This window comes from Levilactobacillus andaensis (genome assembly GCF_016861695.1).
In the GTDB taxonomy this organism is placed as follows: Bacteria; Bacillota; Bacilli; order Lactobacillales; family Lactobacillaceae; genus Levilactobacillus; species Levilactobacillus andaensis.
The window spans coordinates 219123-237315 of sequence record NZ_BOLP01000004.1 but is presented as its reverse complement, the minus strand read 5'-3'; the positions used below and the strand labels follow the sequence as shown (position 1 = coordinate 237315).

Sequence of the window (18193 nt, the reverse complement as noted above, 5' to 3'; positions counted from 1 at the left end):
GACTAAGTAGAACGACGCGCCTGAGCCCATATCTGGCGGCCTCTCGGCTTACACTGTGTTTGCGGACGACTGGGATAATTGATTGCATAAGTCGTTACCGGCTGGACTACCATGACCGCCAAACGTATGGGATGTGGGCCTCTAACGATTGTTACTGTGTAGAACACAATCAGAGCCGGAGGAGGCCAGGGATGCAGCCAGCCGTGGTAATCCTGTTAGCTGGCCGTTGGCTAGCTAACAGGATGGGCGACTTTTAAGACACGTGGTTTTCGTGGCTTAAAAGCGAGCGAGAAGACTGGTGGGTTTTCCAGGCTGAAGCGTCCCCACAGCAGGTGGAATCCCTGGCAGCCGGAGCGCGGTAATTCATGCTCAATCACAACAGCTATTCAAGCCAAAAAAGGGGGATTCACCACACAACATCACGTTGCGGGCGAATCCCCCTTTACTATGGTCGCAGACGCGCCTCACAGGGCGACATTATCTGTTTGTTTTAATTTAGACTACTTCTTGACCTGGGCAATCAATTGCTTCATTGCTTGGGCTTGGTAAGCAGCGGTTGCTTGTTGGGTAACTTGTTTCTGTTCAGCGGCTGACATGGTTGGATTCTTGGTCATCGCAGCCATGACTTGTTTCTTAACGTAGGTCATTGCGGCAGCCTTTTGCTTAGCTTGGTAGCTCTTAGAACCAGCGAGCTTTTGCAACTTCTTGGCCTGAGCGGCACTTAAGACCGTCCAGTTCTTGTTGATGTAGATCGTGTTGGTTTCCTTCACGTACTGGTGACCGTTACCGGAAAGGCCGAACCAGAAACTGCTCATGCCATTCTTGTATTCCCGGTAAACCTTCTTCGTCACGATACGGTTCTCACCCGTTGTCCGCTTGATCACGTTGGTCGTTGTGACCTTGGCTGACGTGTGGGTGGCCTTTTTAGCATTCGCGCTCGTCTTGTAAACGTAGACCTGGTGCTTGTTGGCCGTACCAATTGGTTGGTAGACCATCATTGGCAACTGTTTAGAAGGTGAGGCGGAGTAGATGGTCCGTGACGAACTGGTCGTGACGTTGTGCATCCCCAGATGGTCATGGTCATTTTTAACCATGAAGAAGATGCTTGCCAACAGGCCAATCACAGCAACAGCAGTTAGCGTGTTACTCAACGGCTTATTTTCAATGTAAACGAAGAAGATGAAGGACAGAACAGCACAGATAATCATAGAAAAGATAATCATTATGCGGCACCTCCTTGAGTAGTCTTTGCGGCTTCAGAATCTTCGTCGGCTAAATGAACGGAGTGGTGGCTGCCCTTCATGAAGAAGGCAACGACCAAGGCAATCACACAGAAGCCAACGGCAATCCAAAAGGCGGCGTGATAACCGGACAAGGTGGCGTTAATGGCCCCATTGGCATAGCTCAAGGGGTTCGTGGTCAAGACGTGCTTAGCGGGCATCTGGCCCTTCGTCACGTTGGTCAGCACACTGATCAGGATGGCCGTTCCGACAGAACTAGCGACTTGCCGTTGGGTGTTGTTAACGGCGGTCCCATGAGAAATCATGTTCAGTGGTAAGGCGTTCATCCCAGCGGTCGTGGCTGGCATCATAACCATGGCGATCCCGAACATCCGTAAAGCATAGAGCAAGACGATGTAGAGCGTCGAGGTGTCCTTAGTGATCCAAACGAATGGCAAAGTCCCAATCGTCAGGAGGAACATCCCCATGATGGCCAAGCGTTTGGCACCGAAACGGTCAAACGCACGACCGGTGATGGGACTCATAATCCCCATCATTAAGGCCCCGGCTAACAGCGTCAGTCCTGAATGAAAGGCGGACATTCCTTTAACCATTTGGAGGTAAAGGGGAATGACCATTTCAACCCCGACCATGGCCATGTTGACCACGGAACTCAGGATAGCAGAAACGGTAAATTCTTTTGACTTGTAAACCCGGAAGTTCAAGAATGGGTTGTCCATCGTCAGTTGACGCCAAACGAAGAGGCCAACGAAAACAAACCCGATGGCTAACGTAGAAAGCACGAGGGTACTGCCCCAACCGTCGTCACCAACGGAGGAGAACCCGTAAAGCATGCTCCCGAAACCAATCGTGGATAAGACCACGGAAATCAAGTCTAAAGGTTCCTTGCGCGTTTCAAGAACGCTGTGCATGATCCAGAAGCTAGCGATCACAACGACGGCGACGATCGGAATAATCATGCCGAAGAGGTCACGCCAAGTCCAGTTGTCAATGACCCACCCGGATAAGGTCGGTCCAATGGCAGGTGCTAGACCGATAACGATTCCGGCCAGCCCCATGGCAGTCCCCCGTTTGTTGGCAGGGAAGATGGTCAGCATCAACGTTTGTAGTAAAGGCATGGAAACCCCGACCCCAACGGCTTGGATTAACCGACCAATGAGTAACATTGGGAAGCTAACGGCCGACCAGCAAAGGACGGTCCCGAGTAAGAAGGTCGACATGGCACCGATGTACAGCCATTTCGAACTGATGGTGCTCAGTAACCAGGCACTAATGGGAATCATGATCCCGTTGACCAGTAAGAACCCAGTCGTTAACCATTGAACAGTTGACGTGGAGACGTCAAAGGCTTTCATTAAGGTTGGGTAGGCGGTACTTAAAATAGTTTGGTTTAAAACCGTACAGAAGGTCCCCACCAATAGGAGGACGACGAGCAAAGTCCGACTGTAGGACTTCCCGTTGGTATCAATTGCAGTTCCCAATATATATTCCCTCTTTATCCATAAAATTAATTCTGAAACAACTATACGCAGATTGAATGATTTTGTCAACTAGCTTGACATGCTTTTTATTTTATCTATACTAGTTAGAGAAAAGTGAACACAGAGCTTAGAAGAACTAATAAAATTCACAAGCGCTTTCATTTCGAGTAGACTAGTACTTGGAGAGTAGTTATCAGATAGGAGAGGTGGCGTACAGCATTATGAATGAAGAACAAAGAGCCCTTTTAAAAAATGTCCCGATTGAAAATTTGATTTTTGGCATCGGGGATGTCGCGTCCGCAACGGGCGTGTCGCAAAGTCAGATTCGTTATTGGGAGAGTAAAGGCTACATCAGTAGTGAGGTCGTCAAGGGGAGCAAGAACCGCAAGTTTTCCTATAAGACAGTTATTAAGGTCCAACACATCAAAGTATTTTTGGACGATGGTTACACGTTAGTTGGGGCAGCGAAGCAAGCACAGAAACGCGACGAGTATTTCGACACGTTACGGACCTTCTTTGAATCTCGATTTGAGGGCTTAGAAATCAATGATGGCGAAGCTGAAATTGATATGGGAACATTCGATCCTGAGCCGAGAAAACACCTAATCGCCCAACGAATTGATAACAAGTGGCAGTTTAAGCTGATTGACCCCATGAATTAGGGCGATTTCGTTGTGTATCGGCGGTAACAATGGTAACCTGAAGTCACGGGAGAACTTTTCGTGATGGGCAGAAAAAACTTTCGATACCAATCGATCTTCTGGCTGGATTGGTGGTCAATCATGTTGTTGACGTGTTGTGAAACCAGGCGAATAACCAAGAGTAATAGCGCGTTTATCTTGCGCATGGACTACGCTGGCTGATGTCAGCGTAAGCAATCGTGAAACTAAAACGACGTGTTTTTGGAAAATTAAAGTGTTTTGATTTTTCGCTCGCCTGTCACCGCCCCCGTATGATCCATCCCAGTTTAGAAAGTTCTGGGGTGGGTCTTTTTGTGTAAAGAGTGCAGAGCAGGGCGGTTAACTCCTGAGCATTAACGTCAATAAGTGCCCGACCGAGGGACTCGGTCCGGTGCTTATTGGGGTTAAGCGGAGGGAGTTGCCCTGCGGCGCACGTTTCGGAAGCCGCCAGGACCGGAATATCAGCAGATAAAAACCAAGCCAAACGGTCTAAACCAATGATGGTTAAAGGCCGAGGCCGTCACTGAGCCAAGGTTAAGCGCAGGAACCTGCCTCGTGGAACTCGTTTCGGAAGCCGCCAGGACCAGGATATTAGCAGATGAAAACCAAGCCAAACGGTCTAAGCCAATAGGTAAATAAAGGCTGAGGCCATCACTGAGCCAAGGTTAAGCGAGAAACTCGTTTCAGAATATAGCCAAACGCCAAAACCAGAAAATAAACGAGCCAACGTCCACCAAAAATGACGTTGGTTTTTTAACGACCAAATTTCTCACCATCTCCAAGGCCACCCCACCAACTTGTTCACAAGCTCACGTGTTTTATGAAAACATCTTAAGAAAATGAACGAAAAATTAGAACCATCACCACCCATCAACCTCAGTTCCAGTAAGCTTTCACCACCTTTTCAAAAAAATAATGCAAAAAAGTAATCTATTTCGTTGAAATCTGACGCGAACGTGTTAAGATAACAAAATCGCTTTAAACCAAAAACAAAAAGGATGGTGTTACACATGCTGTTACGACAAGCTACTATGGCTGACTTACCACAAATTGAATCGATTATTCGCGATGGCCGTGAGTTATTAGCGGCCCAAGCAATTGACCAATGGCAAGGGGCGTACCCGAACACGGCGGTCCTAGTCGACGACATTCACCAAGGATGGACGGTCGTTTTGGAAGAAAACAACGAAATTTTGGGGACTGCCGCCATTATTCCGGGGGAGGACCCAACGTATAAACAGATCGATGGCCAGTGGCTGACTGTGCAAGCACCATACCTGGCAATTCACCGCGTAGCAGTGTCGAGTCACCATCGCGGTCGTGGCCTGGCCGGCGAACTGTTCCAACGGTTGTTTGACCAAATTGACCACGCACAAAACATCGAAAGTATCCGCATCGACACGCATCCCCAAAACATGGCGATGCAACACGTGATTAAGAAGAACGGCTTCACCGAAACTGGGATGATCGATTTAGAAGCCGCTGGACTTAAGGGCACCAAAGATTACGCCTACGAACGATTGACGGCCAACGTTAAGCCGGTTCATGTCGTGCACGCGCAAATCGCAAAGTAAGTGGGCGTGACGAATCACGACTGATTTGTCATCTGAAATGAACGCATTACTATAGTAGGATTGGTTCCGTTTTCATGCGGAATCGATCCTTTTTGTTTGTTTGAAAGGTCGTCCTCATCAGAAAAATGTCAGGTAAACCGGAACCTGACTTTTCATTCCCCCTAAACTCTGCGATAATGGAGGGTAGCAGTTAGATGTGGAGGCGGTGTGATTGGAAAAGAGTTTATCCGGTGGTCGGTTCTTACTGGTCACAGTGTTGAATGTCATTATTACGGTATTTGAATTGTTAGGTGGCTTGTTGTCAGGTAGTCTGTCACTATTGTCGGATGCATTCCATAATTTGGGCGATGCGCTCTCCATTGTGTTGAGTTATGCGGCCCATCGAATTGGCGGTCGTCAACAGACACGGACCAACACGTTTGGTTATCGGCGGGCGGAGATTTTAGCGGCCCTGTTAAATTCTGGTGTGCTGATTGTGATTTCGCTGTTTTTGGCGGGGGAAGCCGTGCGACGCTTGTTGCATCCGGAACCGGTCAAAGGGGACATTATGCTGGTGGTTGCGGTCGTCAGTTTTCTGGCTAACCTACTCTCAACGGTGCTCTTAAACCGCGGGTCAAAGCACAACTTGAACATTCGGGCGACCTACCTGCACTTGTTGAGTGACGCCTTGGCTTCCGTTGGGGTCATTATCGGGGCCTTGCTGATCACCATTTGGCAGATCAGCTGGGTCGATCCGACAATTACGATTTTAGTGGCGCTGTACATTTGCTACGAGTCGTTGCCGATTGTGAAGCAGACCTTTGGTATCTTGATGGAGGCCTCACCAGATTTGGATTACGAGGGCATTGCCAGAGATATCTGTGCCTTACCTGAGGTGGAAGGGGTTCATCACCTGCACGCTTGGCAGATCGACGAGAACAATATCGTGGTGTCGATGCACGTCAACATGGACAATGTCCCTATCAGCGAGATCGAGCCAATTTATCGGCAGATTGAAGCCTTGCTTTGTCAGAAATACAACGTCAATCATGTCACGATTCAGGCCGAGTGCCACCGTGGGGAAGATGAGTCACTCTTTTATCAGCAGAACGATTGGCGGCACAGCTAATTTAGTCAACCTGGTGATTGGCTCCTTTTCGGGGTATTTTCCGGCTAGTCTGTGGTAAAATTAAAGCATTAAGCAGTAAAAATGTTAATGAAGTTTTGAAACGCTATTGTTAGTTCGGTAGCGGTGAATTGGTAACACACATTCTAGATGAGGTGAACAGTGATGACTCCGATGAAGGAGGATTATTTAAAAATTATTTTTGAGCTGGGTGGTAAGCAGAAGAAGGTTTCTAACAAGCAAATCGCCATCAGCTTAAATATTGCTGCCGGGTCTGTGACCGAAATGGTCAACAAGATGTCGGCGGAAGGACTGGCTGAACATACGCCATACGCTGGTATTTCGCTCACCAATAAGGGAATTCGGTTGGCGGAGGACTTGGTGCGTAAACACCGGATCTGGGAAGACTTTCTGGTTGAAAAGCTCGACTATGATTTACCCGACGTTCATGATGAGGCTGAGGTCTTGGAACACGTGACAAGTGCCAAATTGGTGAATTCACTGGACGACATGCTGGGTCACCCTACGCACTGTCCCCACGGTGGGGTCATTCCTGACCGTTACGGGCATTACCACGAAGACAGTCACACGGTCTTGAATGAGGCTGAAGATGGTTCAGTGGTGACGGTCGACCGGTTCATTGATAATCATGACTTGCTGACTTACCTTGGTGACCTCAAGCTAGATATTGGGGATCAACTGAAGGTTTTGAAGCACGATCCCTTTGAAGGTCCTGTGACGGTGCAGAATCTGACGGATGACGCCGAACTCATCGTGAGCTATAAGGCGGCCCATTACATTTTTGTCAAATAGATTAAGCTCGGGCACACAATCAGATCATGGTTGTGTGCCTTTATTAGTCTGCGAATTTCCAGTCGATTATTTTAATTTTGGTTGGAACACCGATTTTGTATTTTCCCAGTGGGTGAAGTGCCGTATAATGATAAAAAAGTGTGGTCTGAACGGTTGACCGCTAGCTTGCTGAGAGAAGGGGAAGACGGGATGAGTAGTCAAAAAAAACGGGACCAATTGATTCTCCACACGGCACTCACTGCCGGTCGCATCATGATTGAAAATGGTTCGGAAATCGAGCGGGTCGAGGACACCATGACACGCATCGCGCACAACGCGGGGGCCCAGACCAGTCAGTTATTCGTCATGATCACGGGAATCTTGATGGCTATCAACGGTGAGGTCGGTGCGCAGATCGAACCGGTCAAGCGGCGAACGTTTGATTTGGAAAAAATTGCCGTGGTCAATGACCTGTCGCGACAATACGCGGACCATAAGATCGACCTGCAGCAGTTTTCGAATCGACTCGACCATTTGGATAGTGTTAGCCGCTATTTCCCATTTTGGCTCCAACTCTTGGCCGCGGCCTTGGTCAGTGGCCCCCTGGAAGTCGTTTTCCGTCACAACTTGCCGGACTTCTGGATCACCTGTGTGGTGGGGATGCTGGGCTGGCTGGTATATTACTTATTGAGTAAGTTTATCCAGATTCGATTCTTGTCGGAATTTGCTGCGGCCGCCGCAATTGGTGTGCTGGCGGTAGTGGGTGTCCACATGGGCCTGGGCAACAGTGTCGATGACATCATCATTGGGAGTGTCATGCCACTGGTGCCGGGGGTCCCGATTACCAACTCGGTCAGAGACATCTTAGCGGGTAACCTAGTCAGTGGTCCGGCCCGGGGTGTAGAGGCCCTGGTGAGTGCGGCGGCAATCGGCTTTGGCATCGCCATGGTTTTACAATTCATGTAAGGAGGCGGCGCGGATGACGGTCGTACAGTTTTTTGTGGAGGTTGCGGGGACCTATGTGGCCACGTTGGCCTTTGGTATCCTGATCAATATTCCCCGGCGGGCGTTAAACGTTGGTGGTTGGATCGGCGTGTTGGGCTATCTCCTGTATCGCTTCACGGTGCTTGGCGGGGGTGGCTACGTCGTTGGCAACTTGCTGGGGGCGGTCGCAATTGGGGTCGCGTCGCTTCAAGCGGCTAAATTTAAGAAAATGCCGATGATTCTCTTTAACATTCCGGCCATCGTGCCCCTGGTACCCGGCGGCCAGGCCTATCAAATGGTCAAAAACTTTGCGCTGGGCCAGAACAATACGGCGTTTAACTACCTGCTTCAGGTGGTCATGATCTCGGGGGCCATTGCGTTTGGCTTCCTGCTGTCGGAGCTGGTCAATCGGGTGCAACAGCGGGTTTGGCGGCATCGTCGGTAGTCTTTAGGAAATTCTTAAGGCTGGGGAACCTAGCAATCTGGTAGTGGGGTGGTATACTCATTGCTAGGGGTTTTCCCAGAATCAGGTCTGATGAAAGGAATTAAAATCATGATGTTATTCAATCGGGACCGTGACCGGCCGTGGAAGTTTGGCCTAGCAACGGTACTGTTTTTAATTGTTGCATTTTACATACAAGCGCAGAATGCCTACGTGGAGTTCTTAGATTCGTCGATCGTTGACGTGATCCAGAAGAATCAGCCGGGGTGGAAGACATTACTTTACCGGGGCGTGACGAGCCTAGCAGAACCGAAGCTAACCATTGTTTGGGTGCTAATTCTCGCGTTTCTGCTGTGGGGCTTTAAGTTCAAGATTCCCGCGCTATGGAGCCTCGCAACGCTAGCCGGTGGGGATGTCATTGCCGCTTTAGTTAAAAATGTGGTTAAGCGTGCCCGGCCCACAGCCCACTTAGCTATTGATGATGGCTATAGTTTCCCAAGTGGACATGTTTTTGGGACGTTCCTCTTAGTCGCCATGATTTGGCTGATCTTGATTCCCATGATCAGTGCCAGCTGGAAGGCTTGGATTGTCCGCGTTGTCTTGATTATTTGGATGGGCCTAGTGATGATCTCGCGGGTCTATCTCAACGCCCACTTCCCGACCGATACGATTGGGGCCGTCCTGTTAGCCTACTTATGGCTGCAGATTGCGCAAGGCATCTACATCAGATTGGCACCGGTCATGCAAGGCTGGCCGTTCTTGAAGAAATCAGAAATTTAGGGTAAATCAAAAGGCATGTGCAATTCCGATGGGGGAAGAGCACATGTCTTTTTTGCTGGAAATTTGAGTGGGTGGCAACTAAAAATTTCGCCTACTACGGGGATGATTCAGCCAAAGAATATCGGCCTTTATGGTTGACTATACCTTTAGCTCCACTGACTATAATTTATGACGTTCACCATGAATAGCCAGTGGGACATCAGCTTAGTTTGAAAGCAACTACGTAAGCCGAGAGGTCGACAGATATGGGCTCAGGTGCGTCGTTCTGCTTAGTCGGCGTCTTTGGCCGGCTTAGCAGAAGGCCAAGCTTGAAGACTCGGTTCTTTCGAGGCTTCAAGTTGTGCCCGCACCGTTCCAGCCCATATCTGGCGGCCGGTAAGGCGAAAGGATATCTATGTTTATTTCAGTTCGGCCAGCCATTCGGTGGCTAAACCGAGCCAGTTGGCGACGTGGGGCAGGTTGGTCCCTTCCCGCCAAGCCGTGACATCGTTGGCCAAGGCCAATCCGTGGGGTCCCGCATGGAACATGTGGAGCTCCGTGTCGACGTTGTGGGCGAGGGAAGCCTGAACGTAAGCGAGCGCATTTTGTACAGGCACCAACGGATCGGCGGCTGTGACCCAGACGAAGGTCGGCACGTTGTCATCGGTGACCAATTTGTCGGCCGCAATTTTAGCCGGGTCATCGGTCCATTCGGCAAGAGTCGTATCATCGTTAGGGAAGCCAGCGGCCGGAGTAATGACCGGGTAGCCTAGAATGATGGCGTGCGGCTTGATCTGTGCCGGCGTCGTGTTAGCCAGCTGATTGAACTTAGGGTCGTTCCAAGAGTCGTTGAAGAGCGCGACGATGTGACCGCCAACAGAGAATCCGGCAACGTTAATGTTAGCTGAATCAATTTGCCAGTCCTTAGCATTAGCCCGAATCAGTGCCAAGCTTTTTGCGAGTTCAACGACCGGAGTCGGCAGAAGTGGCTTACATTCCCCGGTGAACGAGTAGCGCAGGAAAAATGCTTGGTAGCCCTTGGCGAACCATGCCATGGCCAGATCTTCAGCCTGTTGCTCCGGGATATGTGTGTACGAACCGCCGGGGACGATGACCATAGCCGGATAAGTGGCCGTATCATCGTGCGGATGGCGCAGATAACCTTGTAAGTAGGCAGCAGAATCATTAGCGAGTGCTTGGGTGATAATTTTCAAGTGTGAAACCTCCCAAATAAGCTATAATAAACTCATTGTACCACGTGTTTGGCCAAATGCTTTTGAACGAAATACCAATTTAGAACCGTTTGAAAAGAGGAATAGGGATGCAAAATGTGATTGAAACAGCGCGATTGCGGTTACGGCCGTTAACGGAAAGTGATCTCCCGGATTATCAGCGGCTAATGATGATGCCCATCCTAAATGAAGCTAACGGGGGCAACGTGACACCAACGCCAGCCGATGTTGCACAGTGGTTGACGGCGGACCGCCAAAGTCCGTATGCCTTTGCCATTGAGGAACGGTCCACGTCACGTTTCATGGGAACGGTCCTGTATTACGCCCACGACCTGGCGGCTGACAAGCCGGAGTATGACATTGGCTACTTTCTGGACCCGGTGGATTGGGGCCAGGGAGTCATGCCCGAAGCCATCCAAGCGAGTCTAAGATTGGTCAGCCAAGCCCAAACAACGGAACAAATCGTCTGGGCGACCTGCCTATTAGAAAATAAACGGTCACGCCGCGTCCTAGAAAAATTAGGCTTCGAAACGGTCGATGACCACTTCATGGCGCCGGGTGGTGCGGGACTGACACCAGTTCCCCAGTATCTATTCCGACTGGTGGTTGAGCCAGCGTAGGGGATTAACTCAACTAATGGAATGGTGAGAAGGATTGTTCTGAGCTAGTATGATTCGAAGTGCCATTCATTTCTAGCATGGCTAGTGTCACTAGATGACCAGTAGTAACACTAGAGCCCGTTCAACATTGACATGACACTAGGCAGCCTTTTGTGAAAATTAGACGCGGTGACGCGAGCAATAGTAATGGCCTAACTGAGCCGGAGGAGGCTAGGGATGGGGCCGGCCGTGACAAGGCTGTTAGGTCGATGGGCTACTGGGACGCCTTGGAGACCCGCGGTCTGGGCGGGGCTTCAAGACGAGTTGGAAGCCCGCTTCCAGGCTGGAAACGGTCCCCATGGCAGGCGGAATCCCTAGCAGCCGCAGGCGGTACATGTTAGGTCAATCTGTAAGATTAACCTAACATGAGTGAAAATAATTGATTTTAATTGCAATTTAATGTTGCAATCTGAAAAAGACATGCGTATACTACGTTATATCGAATAGAAGAGGCGCGACCAACAAGAGTCGCTTTCCTAAGATGGGTCACATCGGAGCGGGAAAGTTAAAGGGGCGGTCGCCGAAACTTGGACGTGAGGACATAGCGGACAGGTTGGGTCCTGGTTTAACAGATCAGGGACTGTCGCAGCCAAATATGGGTTGCGGGGCGCTTTCAACGATATTGACTTGGAATAATGAACTTTCCAATCTCTTTCGCGGGCTTTTATTGCGAAGGGGATTTTTTAGTTTCACTGGGTCGTTTCGAGGAAGTCCTTCTAAAATAAGAAGGAGGAAACATTTATGGAACAGAGTATGACAAACGCAACAACCAGCGAGGCCTCTGATCAGGTTAAGCGGGGACTTAAGACGCGACACGTTTCAATGATCGCGTTAGGTGGCTGTATCGGGACGGGGTTATTCGTCGCTAGTGGGTCGGCAATTTCAACTGCCGGTCCTGGTGGTGCGCTGACTGCTTACGTTGCCATGGGTCTGATGGTTTACTTCCTGATGACCAGTCTAGGTGAAATGGCCACGAACATGCCAATCTCAGGGTCATTTGCCGCTTACTCCGCGAAGTACGTTGATCCAGCTTTAGGATTTGCCATGGGCTGGAACTACTGGTTTAACTGGGCAATCACTGTGGCCGTTGATATTTCAACTGCTGCTTTGGTCATGAAGTTCTGGTTACCCGGCGTTCCCGGTTGGATCTGGAGTGCTGTTGCGTTAGGCATCGTCTTCTTGATCAATGCTTTGGCCGTTCAAGCTTTCGGGGAAACCGAATTCTGGATGTCCTTGATCAAGGTTGTGACGATCTTCGTCTTCTTAGCCGTTGGGTTAATGGTCATCGTGGGAATCATGGGTGGTCACGCCACTGGCTTGGAAAACTTTACTTACAAGAAGGCCCCATTTGTTGGTGGCTTCCCCGCAATCCTGAGTGTCTTCGTGGTTGCTGGGTTCTCGTTCCAAGGAACTGAATTGGTTGGGATTACTGCTGGTGAATCTGAAGATCCAGCACACAGTGTTCCCAAGGCCATCAATTCCGTATTCTGGCGGATTATCTTATTCTACATTTTAGCTATTTTTGTTATCGCCGCCGTATTGCCTTACACCAGTAAGGATCTGTTGGGTTCTTCTGCTAGTGACATTGCCATCAGTCCTTTCACGCTGGTCTTCCAACGTGCCGGCCTGGCCGCTGCCGCTAGTGTCATGAACGCCGTTATCTTGACGTCAGTTATTTCCGCTGCTAACTCTGGGATGTACGCTTCCACGCGGATGCTGTACTCCCTGTCTAAGGAAGGCTACGCCCCACAACTGTTCGAACGGACGGGGAAGAATGGGATTCCTTACCCAGCCCTATTTGCAACGACAATCGTTGCCGCTTTGACCTTCGTCAGCAGTATTGCTGGTCCTCAAATCTACATGTGGTTAGTGGCTGCTAGTGGGTTGACTGGATTCATTGCTTGGTTCGGGATTGCTTTATCACACTACCGGTTCCGGCGGGCATTCATCAAGCAGGGTCACAAGTTATCTGAATTGAGTTACCATGCAAAGTGGTTCCCAATTGGTCCTATCTTGGCCTTGATCTTGTGTGTGGCGGTCATCGTGGGTCAAGATCCACAATCCTTCTTCTCAGGTAACTGGGAACAAGTCCTGATCACCTACATCAGTGTGCCATTAGTCTTGATCCTTTACGTGGGTTACAAGATCAAGAAGCACACGAAGTTAATTCCACTCAGTGAAGTTGACGTGGCACCAGTCCACAAGGACGGCACGTTAAAGGAAGCTAAGACGACTGCGAACGATTAATCATATTTCTCGAAACAAAAACGTGTGGGCACACGAAAAATTTAAATAAATCGAGGCGGCGACTGGTCGGGGAAATCCCCACCGGGCGCCGCTTCTTGTCCGTCAACAACCCAAATCACGAAAACCGGCCAGACCGAATTTAGGACAACATATTGTCTTTTGTGAGTGAGGTTGGTACAATATGTGGTGTTGAATTTTTCGGGCCCAGTCGTGAATTGAGTGGGTTAGTAGGAACCATTAAAACAGTTGTGGTGTCGGGATAACCGGCACGTCGTTATTTAAAGGAGAGATTGCATGCTTGTACTATCCGGAACCATTGGCGCCGGCAAAACGAGTCTGACCACTTTGTTAGCCGAACATTTACACAAACCAGCTTTTTACGAATCAGTCGATGACAATAAAATTTTGCCGTTGTTCTACCAAAATCCTCAAAAGTATGCCTTCTTATTACAAATCTACTTTTTAAACAAGCGTTTGGACAGCATCAAGGCCGCTAACGCCGACGATGAGAGTGTCTTGGATCGGTCGATCTTTGAAGACTCCTTGCTCTTTCATTTGAACGCCGACTTGGGCCGCGCCACCAGCACGGAAGTTGATATCTACGACTCCCTGTTGGCTAACATGATGCAGGAACTGCCCGACGCCACGCACAAGAAGAACCCAGACTTATTGATCCACATCAACATCTCCTTTGAAACGATGTTGGAACGGATCAAGAAGCGTGGCCGGTCATACGAACAGATCGACCATGATCCAAGTCTGTACGAATACTACCAACAACTCGACCAACGTTACGTGAACTGGTACAACGCCTACGACAAGTCACCTAAGATGCAGATTGACGGCGACAAGTTGGACTTCGTTGAAAACCCAGCTGCGCGTGAAGAAGTTTTACATTTGATCGATGAAAAGATTGCGTCACTTTAGTCGTTGTCATCGCCGTGAAAATGCGGTATGATATGACCAATTAGTAAACACGTGAGGTGCCTATTCAGTAGACGGCCAGAGAAGCGGGGAAAGCTGCAAACCGCGACGTCGAACATTCCAGCACTAAAGAAGTGGGCGGGTAATGCCGCACGGTGCAAACCGTTATCATGTTCAAGGGTGTAACTAGGAGACTAGCTACGAACTTGGGTGGTACCGCGAAGGTCTTCGTCCCATGTGACGGAGGCTTTTTTTGTATCATCCGTGAAATCGAAGGGAGAAACAGACATATGTTAGATTTAAAGTTGATTCGTAACGAACCAGATTTCATCAAGGAAAAATTAGCAACACGTGGGGTCGACCCAGCCGACATCGACAGCTTGTTGGCCTTAGACAAGCAACGTCGTGACCTGATTGTGAAGAGTGAAAACATGAAGGCCCAACGTAACACGGTGTCCGATGAAATTTCACAACTGAAGCGCGACAAGAAAGACGCTGACGACAAGATTACCGAAATGCGTCAGGTGAGCGCCGATATCAAGACCATCGACACGGAACTCGATACCTTAAAGGAACAAGTCCACGATGCAGCGGCACACTTGCCAAACATTCCTAACGACAACGTTCCCGTTGGCTTGACCGAAGATGGTAGCGTGGAACTCCGTAAGTGGGGCGAAAAGCCTAACATGGACTTCACCCCTAAGGCGCACTATGAGTTGGGTGAAAACTTAGGCATCTTGGACTTCGAAGCTGGTGCCAAGGTTTCCGGTAGCCGTTACCTCTACTATTTAGGATTGGGTGCGCGTCTGGAACGGGCCGTCTACAACTTTTTCCTGGATGAAAACACCAAGGCTGGCTTCAAGGAAGTTCTGCCACCTTACATCGTCAATGACGACTCCATGTATGGGACTGGCCAATTCCCTAAGTTCAAGCAAGACGTTTACCAATTACGTGACGAAGACATGACGTTGATCCCAACGGCCGAAGTACCATTGGTCAACTACTACCGTGACGAAGTGATCCCAGAAGAGGACCTGCCAGTCTGGTTCACGGCCTTAACGCCAGCATTCCGGTCAGAAGCCGGGAGTGCCGGTCGCGATACCCGTGGTTTGATTCGTTTACACCAATTTAACAAGGTTGAAATGGTCAAGTTCTGTAAGCCAGAAAACTCATGGGACGAACTTGAAGCGTTGACTAAGCACGCTGAGGACCTCTTACAGAAGTTAGGCCTGGCATACCACGTGATTACCCTGACCACGAGCGATATGAGCTTTACGGCCGCAATGACGCACGATTTGGAGGTCTGGTTCCCAGAACAGAACACTTACCGTGAAATCTCCAGCTGTTCCAACACCACGGACTTCCAGGCTCGCCGGGCACACATCCAGTACCGTGACGACAATGGTAAGCTCCAATACGTCCACGCACTGAACGGCTCTGGTTTGGCCGTTGGCCGGACTGTCGCTGCTATCTTGGAAAACTACCAAAACGCAGACGGCACCGTTACCATCCCAGAAGTCTTGGTTCCTTACATGGGTGGCGTCACCAAGATCACCAAGTAAGCTAAAATTGAAACGCGAAAGCTCCAACTGATGACAGTCGTCATTGGTGGGGGCTTTTTTATCGCGTGCAGGGCTAGATTGGCGACGGTAGTGGGCGGCAAGTGACGTAGGGAAAAAGGTTAGGGCAGGGTGGTTACGTCGCGAGCAAGGAAATTAGACGGTATTGGGATGGTGGTAGGGATAAATGGATAAACAGCCATTCTGACGGTTGTTCCGGTGATGCGTGCTTATTCAGACAGCATGCATCGTTGTATGAGGAACGAGTAGCCGGTCGTATTTGAAGATATTACGCCTTGAATTCGAATTTTTTTGGCCAACAAAGCCAGTAGCGAAGGCAATTCTAAACGGAATAAGCAAGTTTTTAAAACTTTTTGCAAAAAAATTCAAAAAAGGCCTAGCTTTTTTTCTGGGGATACGATACAATATTATTTGTTGTTACGAGAGTAGTTATTCAGTTCACGAATATTTATTCAAAACAATTTAAAAAAGATGTTGACAAGTTTTCGTCGGCATGGTAAATTATAATAGTTGTTTCGATTGAGAGAGTTGTTTCTCAGTTCGGATGATATGGAGGATTAGCTCAGTTGGGAGAGCGTCTGCCTTACAAGCAGAGGGTCACAGGTTCGAGCCCTGTATCCTCCATTGGGACCTAGGTCCCTGGCGTTAGTTCGCCAACGTTGCAGGTGTGGCGGAACTGGCAGACGCGCTAGATTTAGGTTCTAGTGTCTTATGACGTGGGGGTTCGAGTCCCTTCACCTGCATTAACCAAATATTGCAAAATATTGTTAAAATATTTTGCCGACTTAGCTCAGTTGGCAGAGCATCTCACTAGTAATGAGGAGGTCGGAGGTTCGAATCCTCTAGTCGGCATGGTTCCAAAAAACCAAATAGCCAATTTGCGGAAGTAGTTCAGTGGTAGAACATCACCTTGCCATGGTGGGGGTCGCGGGTTCGAATCCCGTCTTCCGCTTTTGCCCTTTTGCCGGGGTGGCGGAATTGGCAGACGCACAGGACTTAAAATCCTGCGGTCAGTGATGACCGTACCGGTTCGATCCCGGTCCTCGGCATTTAACTTAATAATTATGCACCCATAGCGCAACTGGATAGAGTGTCTGACTACGAATCAGAAGGTTGTAGGTTCGACTCCTACTGGGTGCATTTTTGTTGCTTATAAGTAATTATGGGCAATTTTTTCGGGAAGTAGCTCAGCTTGGTAGAGCACCTGGTTTGGGACCAGGGGGTCGCAGGTTCGAATCCTGTCTTCCCGATTAACTGGCGTTACCAGTTCGCCAGCGGGCTATCTCGGGAAGTAGCTCAGCTTGGTAGAGCACCACGTTCGGGACGTGGGGGTCGCAAGTTCAAATCTTGTCTTCCCGATTTTTTTATCCCGAGACTACATATAATAAAGTTAGAGAATCAGTTCATTACGAATTGGTTCTCTTTTTTTCTGCCCTGAGAATGGCTGATGGCTTTGGCGGGAGATCCCCGCGGTCAGATGGTTGGCATGAAGACTGGTCAACACTAACCCTAAGCAAGTCAACTTAATGGAAGCGAGCCATTATAATAGGTTAAAATGGAATTGAGTCTAAGGGCTATTGTGATCGGTGAAGAACTGATTGCTGTTTAAAAATGATGCTGTCATCGACGGTGTGACTTTCCTATAGTAGGTTTAAGTCGAAGCTGGGAACAAAATCTTTCAAATTGTAACGAGCCAGGGCATAAGTGGTCAATGACGCTCTGTGTGCCAATCTAATCACTTGTCGCATGAACTAATCAATGAGGACGGTAAGCATCCGTACAGCAGGTGAACTCCCTAGTAGCCGCAGTGCACGCCAGCTACCACAATCACGGTGCATTTTAAGCGAATAGTAATCATGTCACGCTAATTGTTTGGAAGGTCAAAGATTATTTGGTATGATGGATTACCAGAACTTCTTAGAGAAACGCGGTCTAATCCGTTGCATTTTTACTGGAAGTTCGTATAATATTAGTCAACATTAGTCAAGAAAGCTGCACTGAAGGGGGGACGATAATGGAGAATCAAAATATTTCAGATATTATTGAGTCTTACCTTAAGCAGATTTTGGCTGAGTCCCAGCAGGTGGAGATCCGCAGAGCGGAAATTGCCGACCAGTTTAACGTGGTGCCTTCACAGATCAATTACGTGATTAAGACGCGTTTTACCATCCAGGACGGTTACGTGGTCCAGAGTAAACGGGGTGGCGGCGGTTATATCCGCATTGAAAAGGTAAAGCTCCTCGACAACTTAGACTTTATTGACTCTCTCGTGACGGCTGTGGGCGACCACATCTCCCGGCACGACGGTTTAGCGGTCGTGCGTAGCCTGTTTGAGGCGGGAGCTGTGAGCCGGCGAGAGGTTAATATCATTTTGGCCGCAATCGATAAGGACGCCATTAATACTGGCGATCGTGACCTGGATCAGCAGATTCGGGCACGCGTCTTGATTTCTATTTTGAACCATCTGCGTTACGAAAGTTGAGAAAGTGAGGA

At 49.1% G+C, this 18193-nt stretch carries 15 protein-coding genes, 8 tRNA genes and 1 riboswitch; of the genes, 20 read left to right on the top strand and 3 right to left on the bottom strand.

The window, feature by feature from the left end; all coding sequences use genetic code 11:
* Positions 1–500: 500 nt before the first annotated feature.
* Together JUF10_RS03685 and JUF10_RS03680 are read right to left on the bottom strand one after the other, a co-directional pair.
* A complete protein-coding gene (locus JUF10_RS03685; RefSeq protein WP_203640864.1) occupies positions 501–1223 on the bottom strand; it encodes a DUF4811 domain-containing protein in 723 nt (240 codons plus the stop codon).
* Complete coding sequence (locus tag JUF10_RS03680; RefSeq protein WP_203640863.1) at positions 1223–2722, bottom strand: MDR family MFS transporter; 1500 nt, start codon at positions 2720–2722, stop codon at positions 1223–1225. Before JUF10_RS03680 ends, JUF10_RS03685 begins: the two co-directional genes overlap by 1 nt.
* A gap of 221 nt (positions 2723–2943) precedes the next feature.
* On the opposite strand from JUF10_RS03680, the gene JUF10_RS03675 reads away from it, so the two are divergent.
* The 7 genes from JUF10_RS03675 (at position 2944) to JUF10_RS03645 (ending at position 9079) form a co-directional block, all read left to right on the top strand.
* Complete coding sequence (locus JUF10_RS03675; RefSeq protein WP_203640862.1) at positions 2944–3384, top strand: MerR family transcriptional regulator; 441 nt, start codon at positions 2944–2946, stop codon at positions 3382–3384.
* A gap of 1028 nt (positions 3385–4412) precedes the next feature.
* Positions 4413–4976, top strand: a complete 564-nt coding sequence (locus JUF10_RS03670) for a GNAT family N-acetyltransferase (protein ID WP_203640861.1) — start codon at positions 4413–4415, stop codon at positions 4974–4976.
* A 211-nt stretch (positions 4977–5187) separates the two neighbouring features.
* Entirely contained in the window at positions 5188–6084 is an 897-nt protein-coding gene (locus tag JUF10_RS03665) for a cation diffusion facilitator family transporter (RefSeq protein ID WP_203640860.1), read from the top strand.
* A gap of 162 nt (positions 6085–6246) precedes the next feature.
* Positions 6247–6894, top strand: a complete 648-nt coding sequence (locus JUF10_RS03660) for a metal-dependent transcriptional regulator (protein ID WP_203640859.1) — start codon at positions 6247–6249, stop codon at positions 6892–6894.
* Between the two features lie 189 nt (positions 6895–7083).
* Positions 7084–7839 carry a threonine/serine exporter family protein gene (locus JUF10_RS03655; RefSeq protein WP_203640858.1) on the top strand — a complete coding sequence of 252 codons (756 nt, stop codon included), beginning with the start codon at positions 7084–7086 and terminating at the stop codon, positions 7837–7839.
* Positions 7840–7852: 13 nt separating this feature from the next.
* Positions 7853–8302, top strand: a complete 450-nt coding sequence (locus tag JUF10_RS03650; protein ID WP_203640857.1) for a threonine/serine exporter family protein — start codon at positions 7853–7855, stop codon at positions 8300–8302.
* 108 nt (positions 8303–8410) lie between these two features.
* Entirely contained in the window at positions 8411–9079 is a 669-nt protein-coding gene (locus tag JUF10_RS03645; protein ID WP_203640856.1) for a phosphatase PAP2 family protein, read from the top strand.
* A 398-nt stretch (positions 9080–9477) separates the two neighbouring features.
* On the opposite strand, the gene JUF10_RS03640 is transcribed toward JUF10_RS03645, so the two are convergent.
* Complete coding sequence (locus tag JUF10_RS03640; RefSeq protein WP_203640855.1) at positions 9478–10272, bottom strand: lp_1002 family arylesterase; 795 nt, start codon at positions 10270–10272, stop codon at positions 9478–9480.
* Between the two features lie 107 nt (positions 10273–10379).
* Here JUF10_RS03640 and JUF10_RS03635 point away from each other — a divergent pair, with 107 nt between their 5' ends.
* The 13 genes from JUF10_RS03635 to JUF10_RS03575 all read left to right on the top strand — a co-directional run bounded on the left by JUF10_RS03635 (position 10380) and on the right by JUF10_RS03575 (position 18182).
* Complete coding sequence (locus JUF10_RS03635) at positions 10380–10910, top strand: GNAT family N-acetyltransferase (protein WP_203640854.1); 531 nt, start codon at positions 10380–10382, stop codon at positions 10908–10910.
* A gap of 478 nt (positions 10911–11388) precedes the next feature.
* A riboswitch (Lysine riboswitch) is annotated at positions 11389–11570 on the top strand.
* A 120-nt stretch (positions 11571–11690) separates the two neighbouring features.
* Positions 11691–13196, top strand: coding sequence for an amino acid permease (locus tag JUF10_RS03630; RefSeq protein ID WP_203640853.1), 1506 nt, complete (start codon positions 11691–11693; stop codon positions 13194–13196).
* A 294-nt stretch (positions 13197–13490) separates the two neighbouring features.
* Positions 13491–14123 (top strand): deoxynucleoside kinase, encoded by a 633-nt coding sequence (locus JUF10_RS03625; protein ID WP_203640852.1) that lies wholly within the window; start codon positions 13491–13493, stop codon positions 14121–14123.
* A 287-nt stretch (positions 14124–14410) separates the two neighbouring features.
* Positions 14411–15682: a serine--tRNA ligase gene (gene serS / locus JUF10_RS03620; protein ID WP_203640851.1), complete on the top strand. Its 1272-nt coding sequence runs from the start codon at positions 14411–14413 to the stop codon at positions 15680–15682.
* Positions 15683–16251: 569 nt separating this feature from the next.
* Positions 16252–16324, top strand: a tRNA-Val gene (locus JUF10_RS03615).
* Between the two features lie 37 nt (positions 16325–16361).
* A tRNA-Leu gene (locus tag JUF10_RS03610) sits at positions 16362–16443 on the top strand.
* A gap of 36 nt (positions 16444–16479) precedes the next feature.
* Positions 16480–16552 (top strand) — tRNA-Thr (locus JUF10_RS03605).
* A 28-nt stretch (positions 16553–16580) separates the two neighbouring features.
* Positions 16581–16652: transfer RNA gene (locus JUF10_RS03600), tRNA-Gly, on the top strand.
* An 11-nt stretch (positions 16653–16663) separates the two neighbouring features.
* Positions 16664–16749: transfer RNA gene (locus tag JUF10_RS03595), tRNA-Leu, on the top strand.
* A 17-nt stretch (positions 16750–16766) separates the two neighbouring features.
* Positions 16767–16840 (top strand) — tRNA-Arg (locus tag JUF10_RS03590).
* Positions 16841–16876: 36 nt separating this feature from the next.
* Positions 16877–16950, top strand: a tRNA-Pro gene (locus JUF10_RS03585).
* A gap of 35 nt (positions 16951–16985) precedes the next feature.
* A tRNA-Pro gene (locus JUF10_RS03580) sits at positions 16986–17059 on the top strand.
* 655 nt (positions 17060–17714) lie between these two features.
* Positions 17715–18182, top strand: coding sequence for a CtsR family transcriptional regulator (locus tag JUF10_RS03575; protein WP_203640850.1), 468 nt, complete (start codon positions 17715–17717; stop codon positions 18180–18182).
* The last annotated feature ends 11 nt before the right edge of the window (positions 18183–18193 follow it).

Coding starts and splice junctions, on each gene's coding strand:
- JUF10_RS03670 (WP_203640861.1), top strand. CDS start 4,413: ATGCTGTTACGACAAGCTACTATGGCTGACTTACCACAAATTGAATCG.
- JUF10_RS03655 (WP_203640858.1), top strand. CDS start 7,084: ATGAGTAGTCAAAAAAAACGGGACCAATTGATTCTCCACACGGCACTC.
- serS (WP_203640851.1), top strand. CDS start 14,411: ATGTTAGATTTAAAGTTGATTCGTAACGAACCAGATTTCATCAAGGAA.
- JUF10_RS03645 (WP_203640856.1), top strand. CDS start 8,411: ATGATGTTATTCAATCGGGACCGTGACCGGCCGTGGAAGTTTGGCCTA.
- JUF10_RS03650 (WP_203640857.1), top strand. CDS start 7,853: ATGACGGTCGTACAGTTTTTTGTGGAGGTTGCGGGGACCTATGTGGCC.
- JUF10_RS03675 (WP_203640862.1), top strand. CDS start 2,944: ATGAATGAAGAACAAAGAGCCCTTTTAAAAAATGTCCCGATTGAAAAT.
- JUF10_RS03685 (WP_203640864.1), bottom strand. CDS start 1,223: ATGATTATCTTTTCTATGATTATCTGTGCTGTTCTGTCCTTCATCTTC.
- JUF10_RS03625 (WP_203640852.1), top strand. CDS start 13,491: ATGCTTGTACTATCCGGAACCATTGGCGCCGGCAAAACGAGTCTGACC.
- JUF10_RS03635 (WP_203640854.1), top strand. CDS start 10,380: ATGCAAAATGTGATTGAAACAGCGCGATTGCGGTTACGGCCGTTAACG.
- JUF10_RS03660 (WP_203640859.1), top strand. CDS start 6,247: ATGACTCCGATGAAGGAGGATTATTTAAAAATTATTTTTGAGCTGGGT.
- JUF10_RS03575 (WP_203640850.1), top strand. CDS start 17,715: ATGGAGAATCAAAATATTTCAGATATTATTGAGTCTTACCTTAAGCAG.
- JUF10_RS03630 (WP_203640853.1), top strand. CDS start 11,691: ATGGAACAGAGTATGACAAACGCAACAACCAGCGAGGCCTCTGATCAG.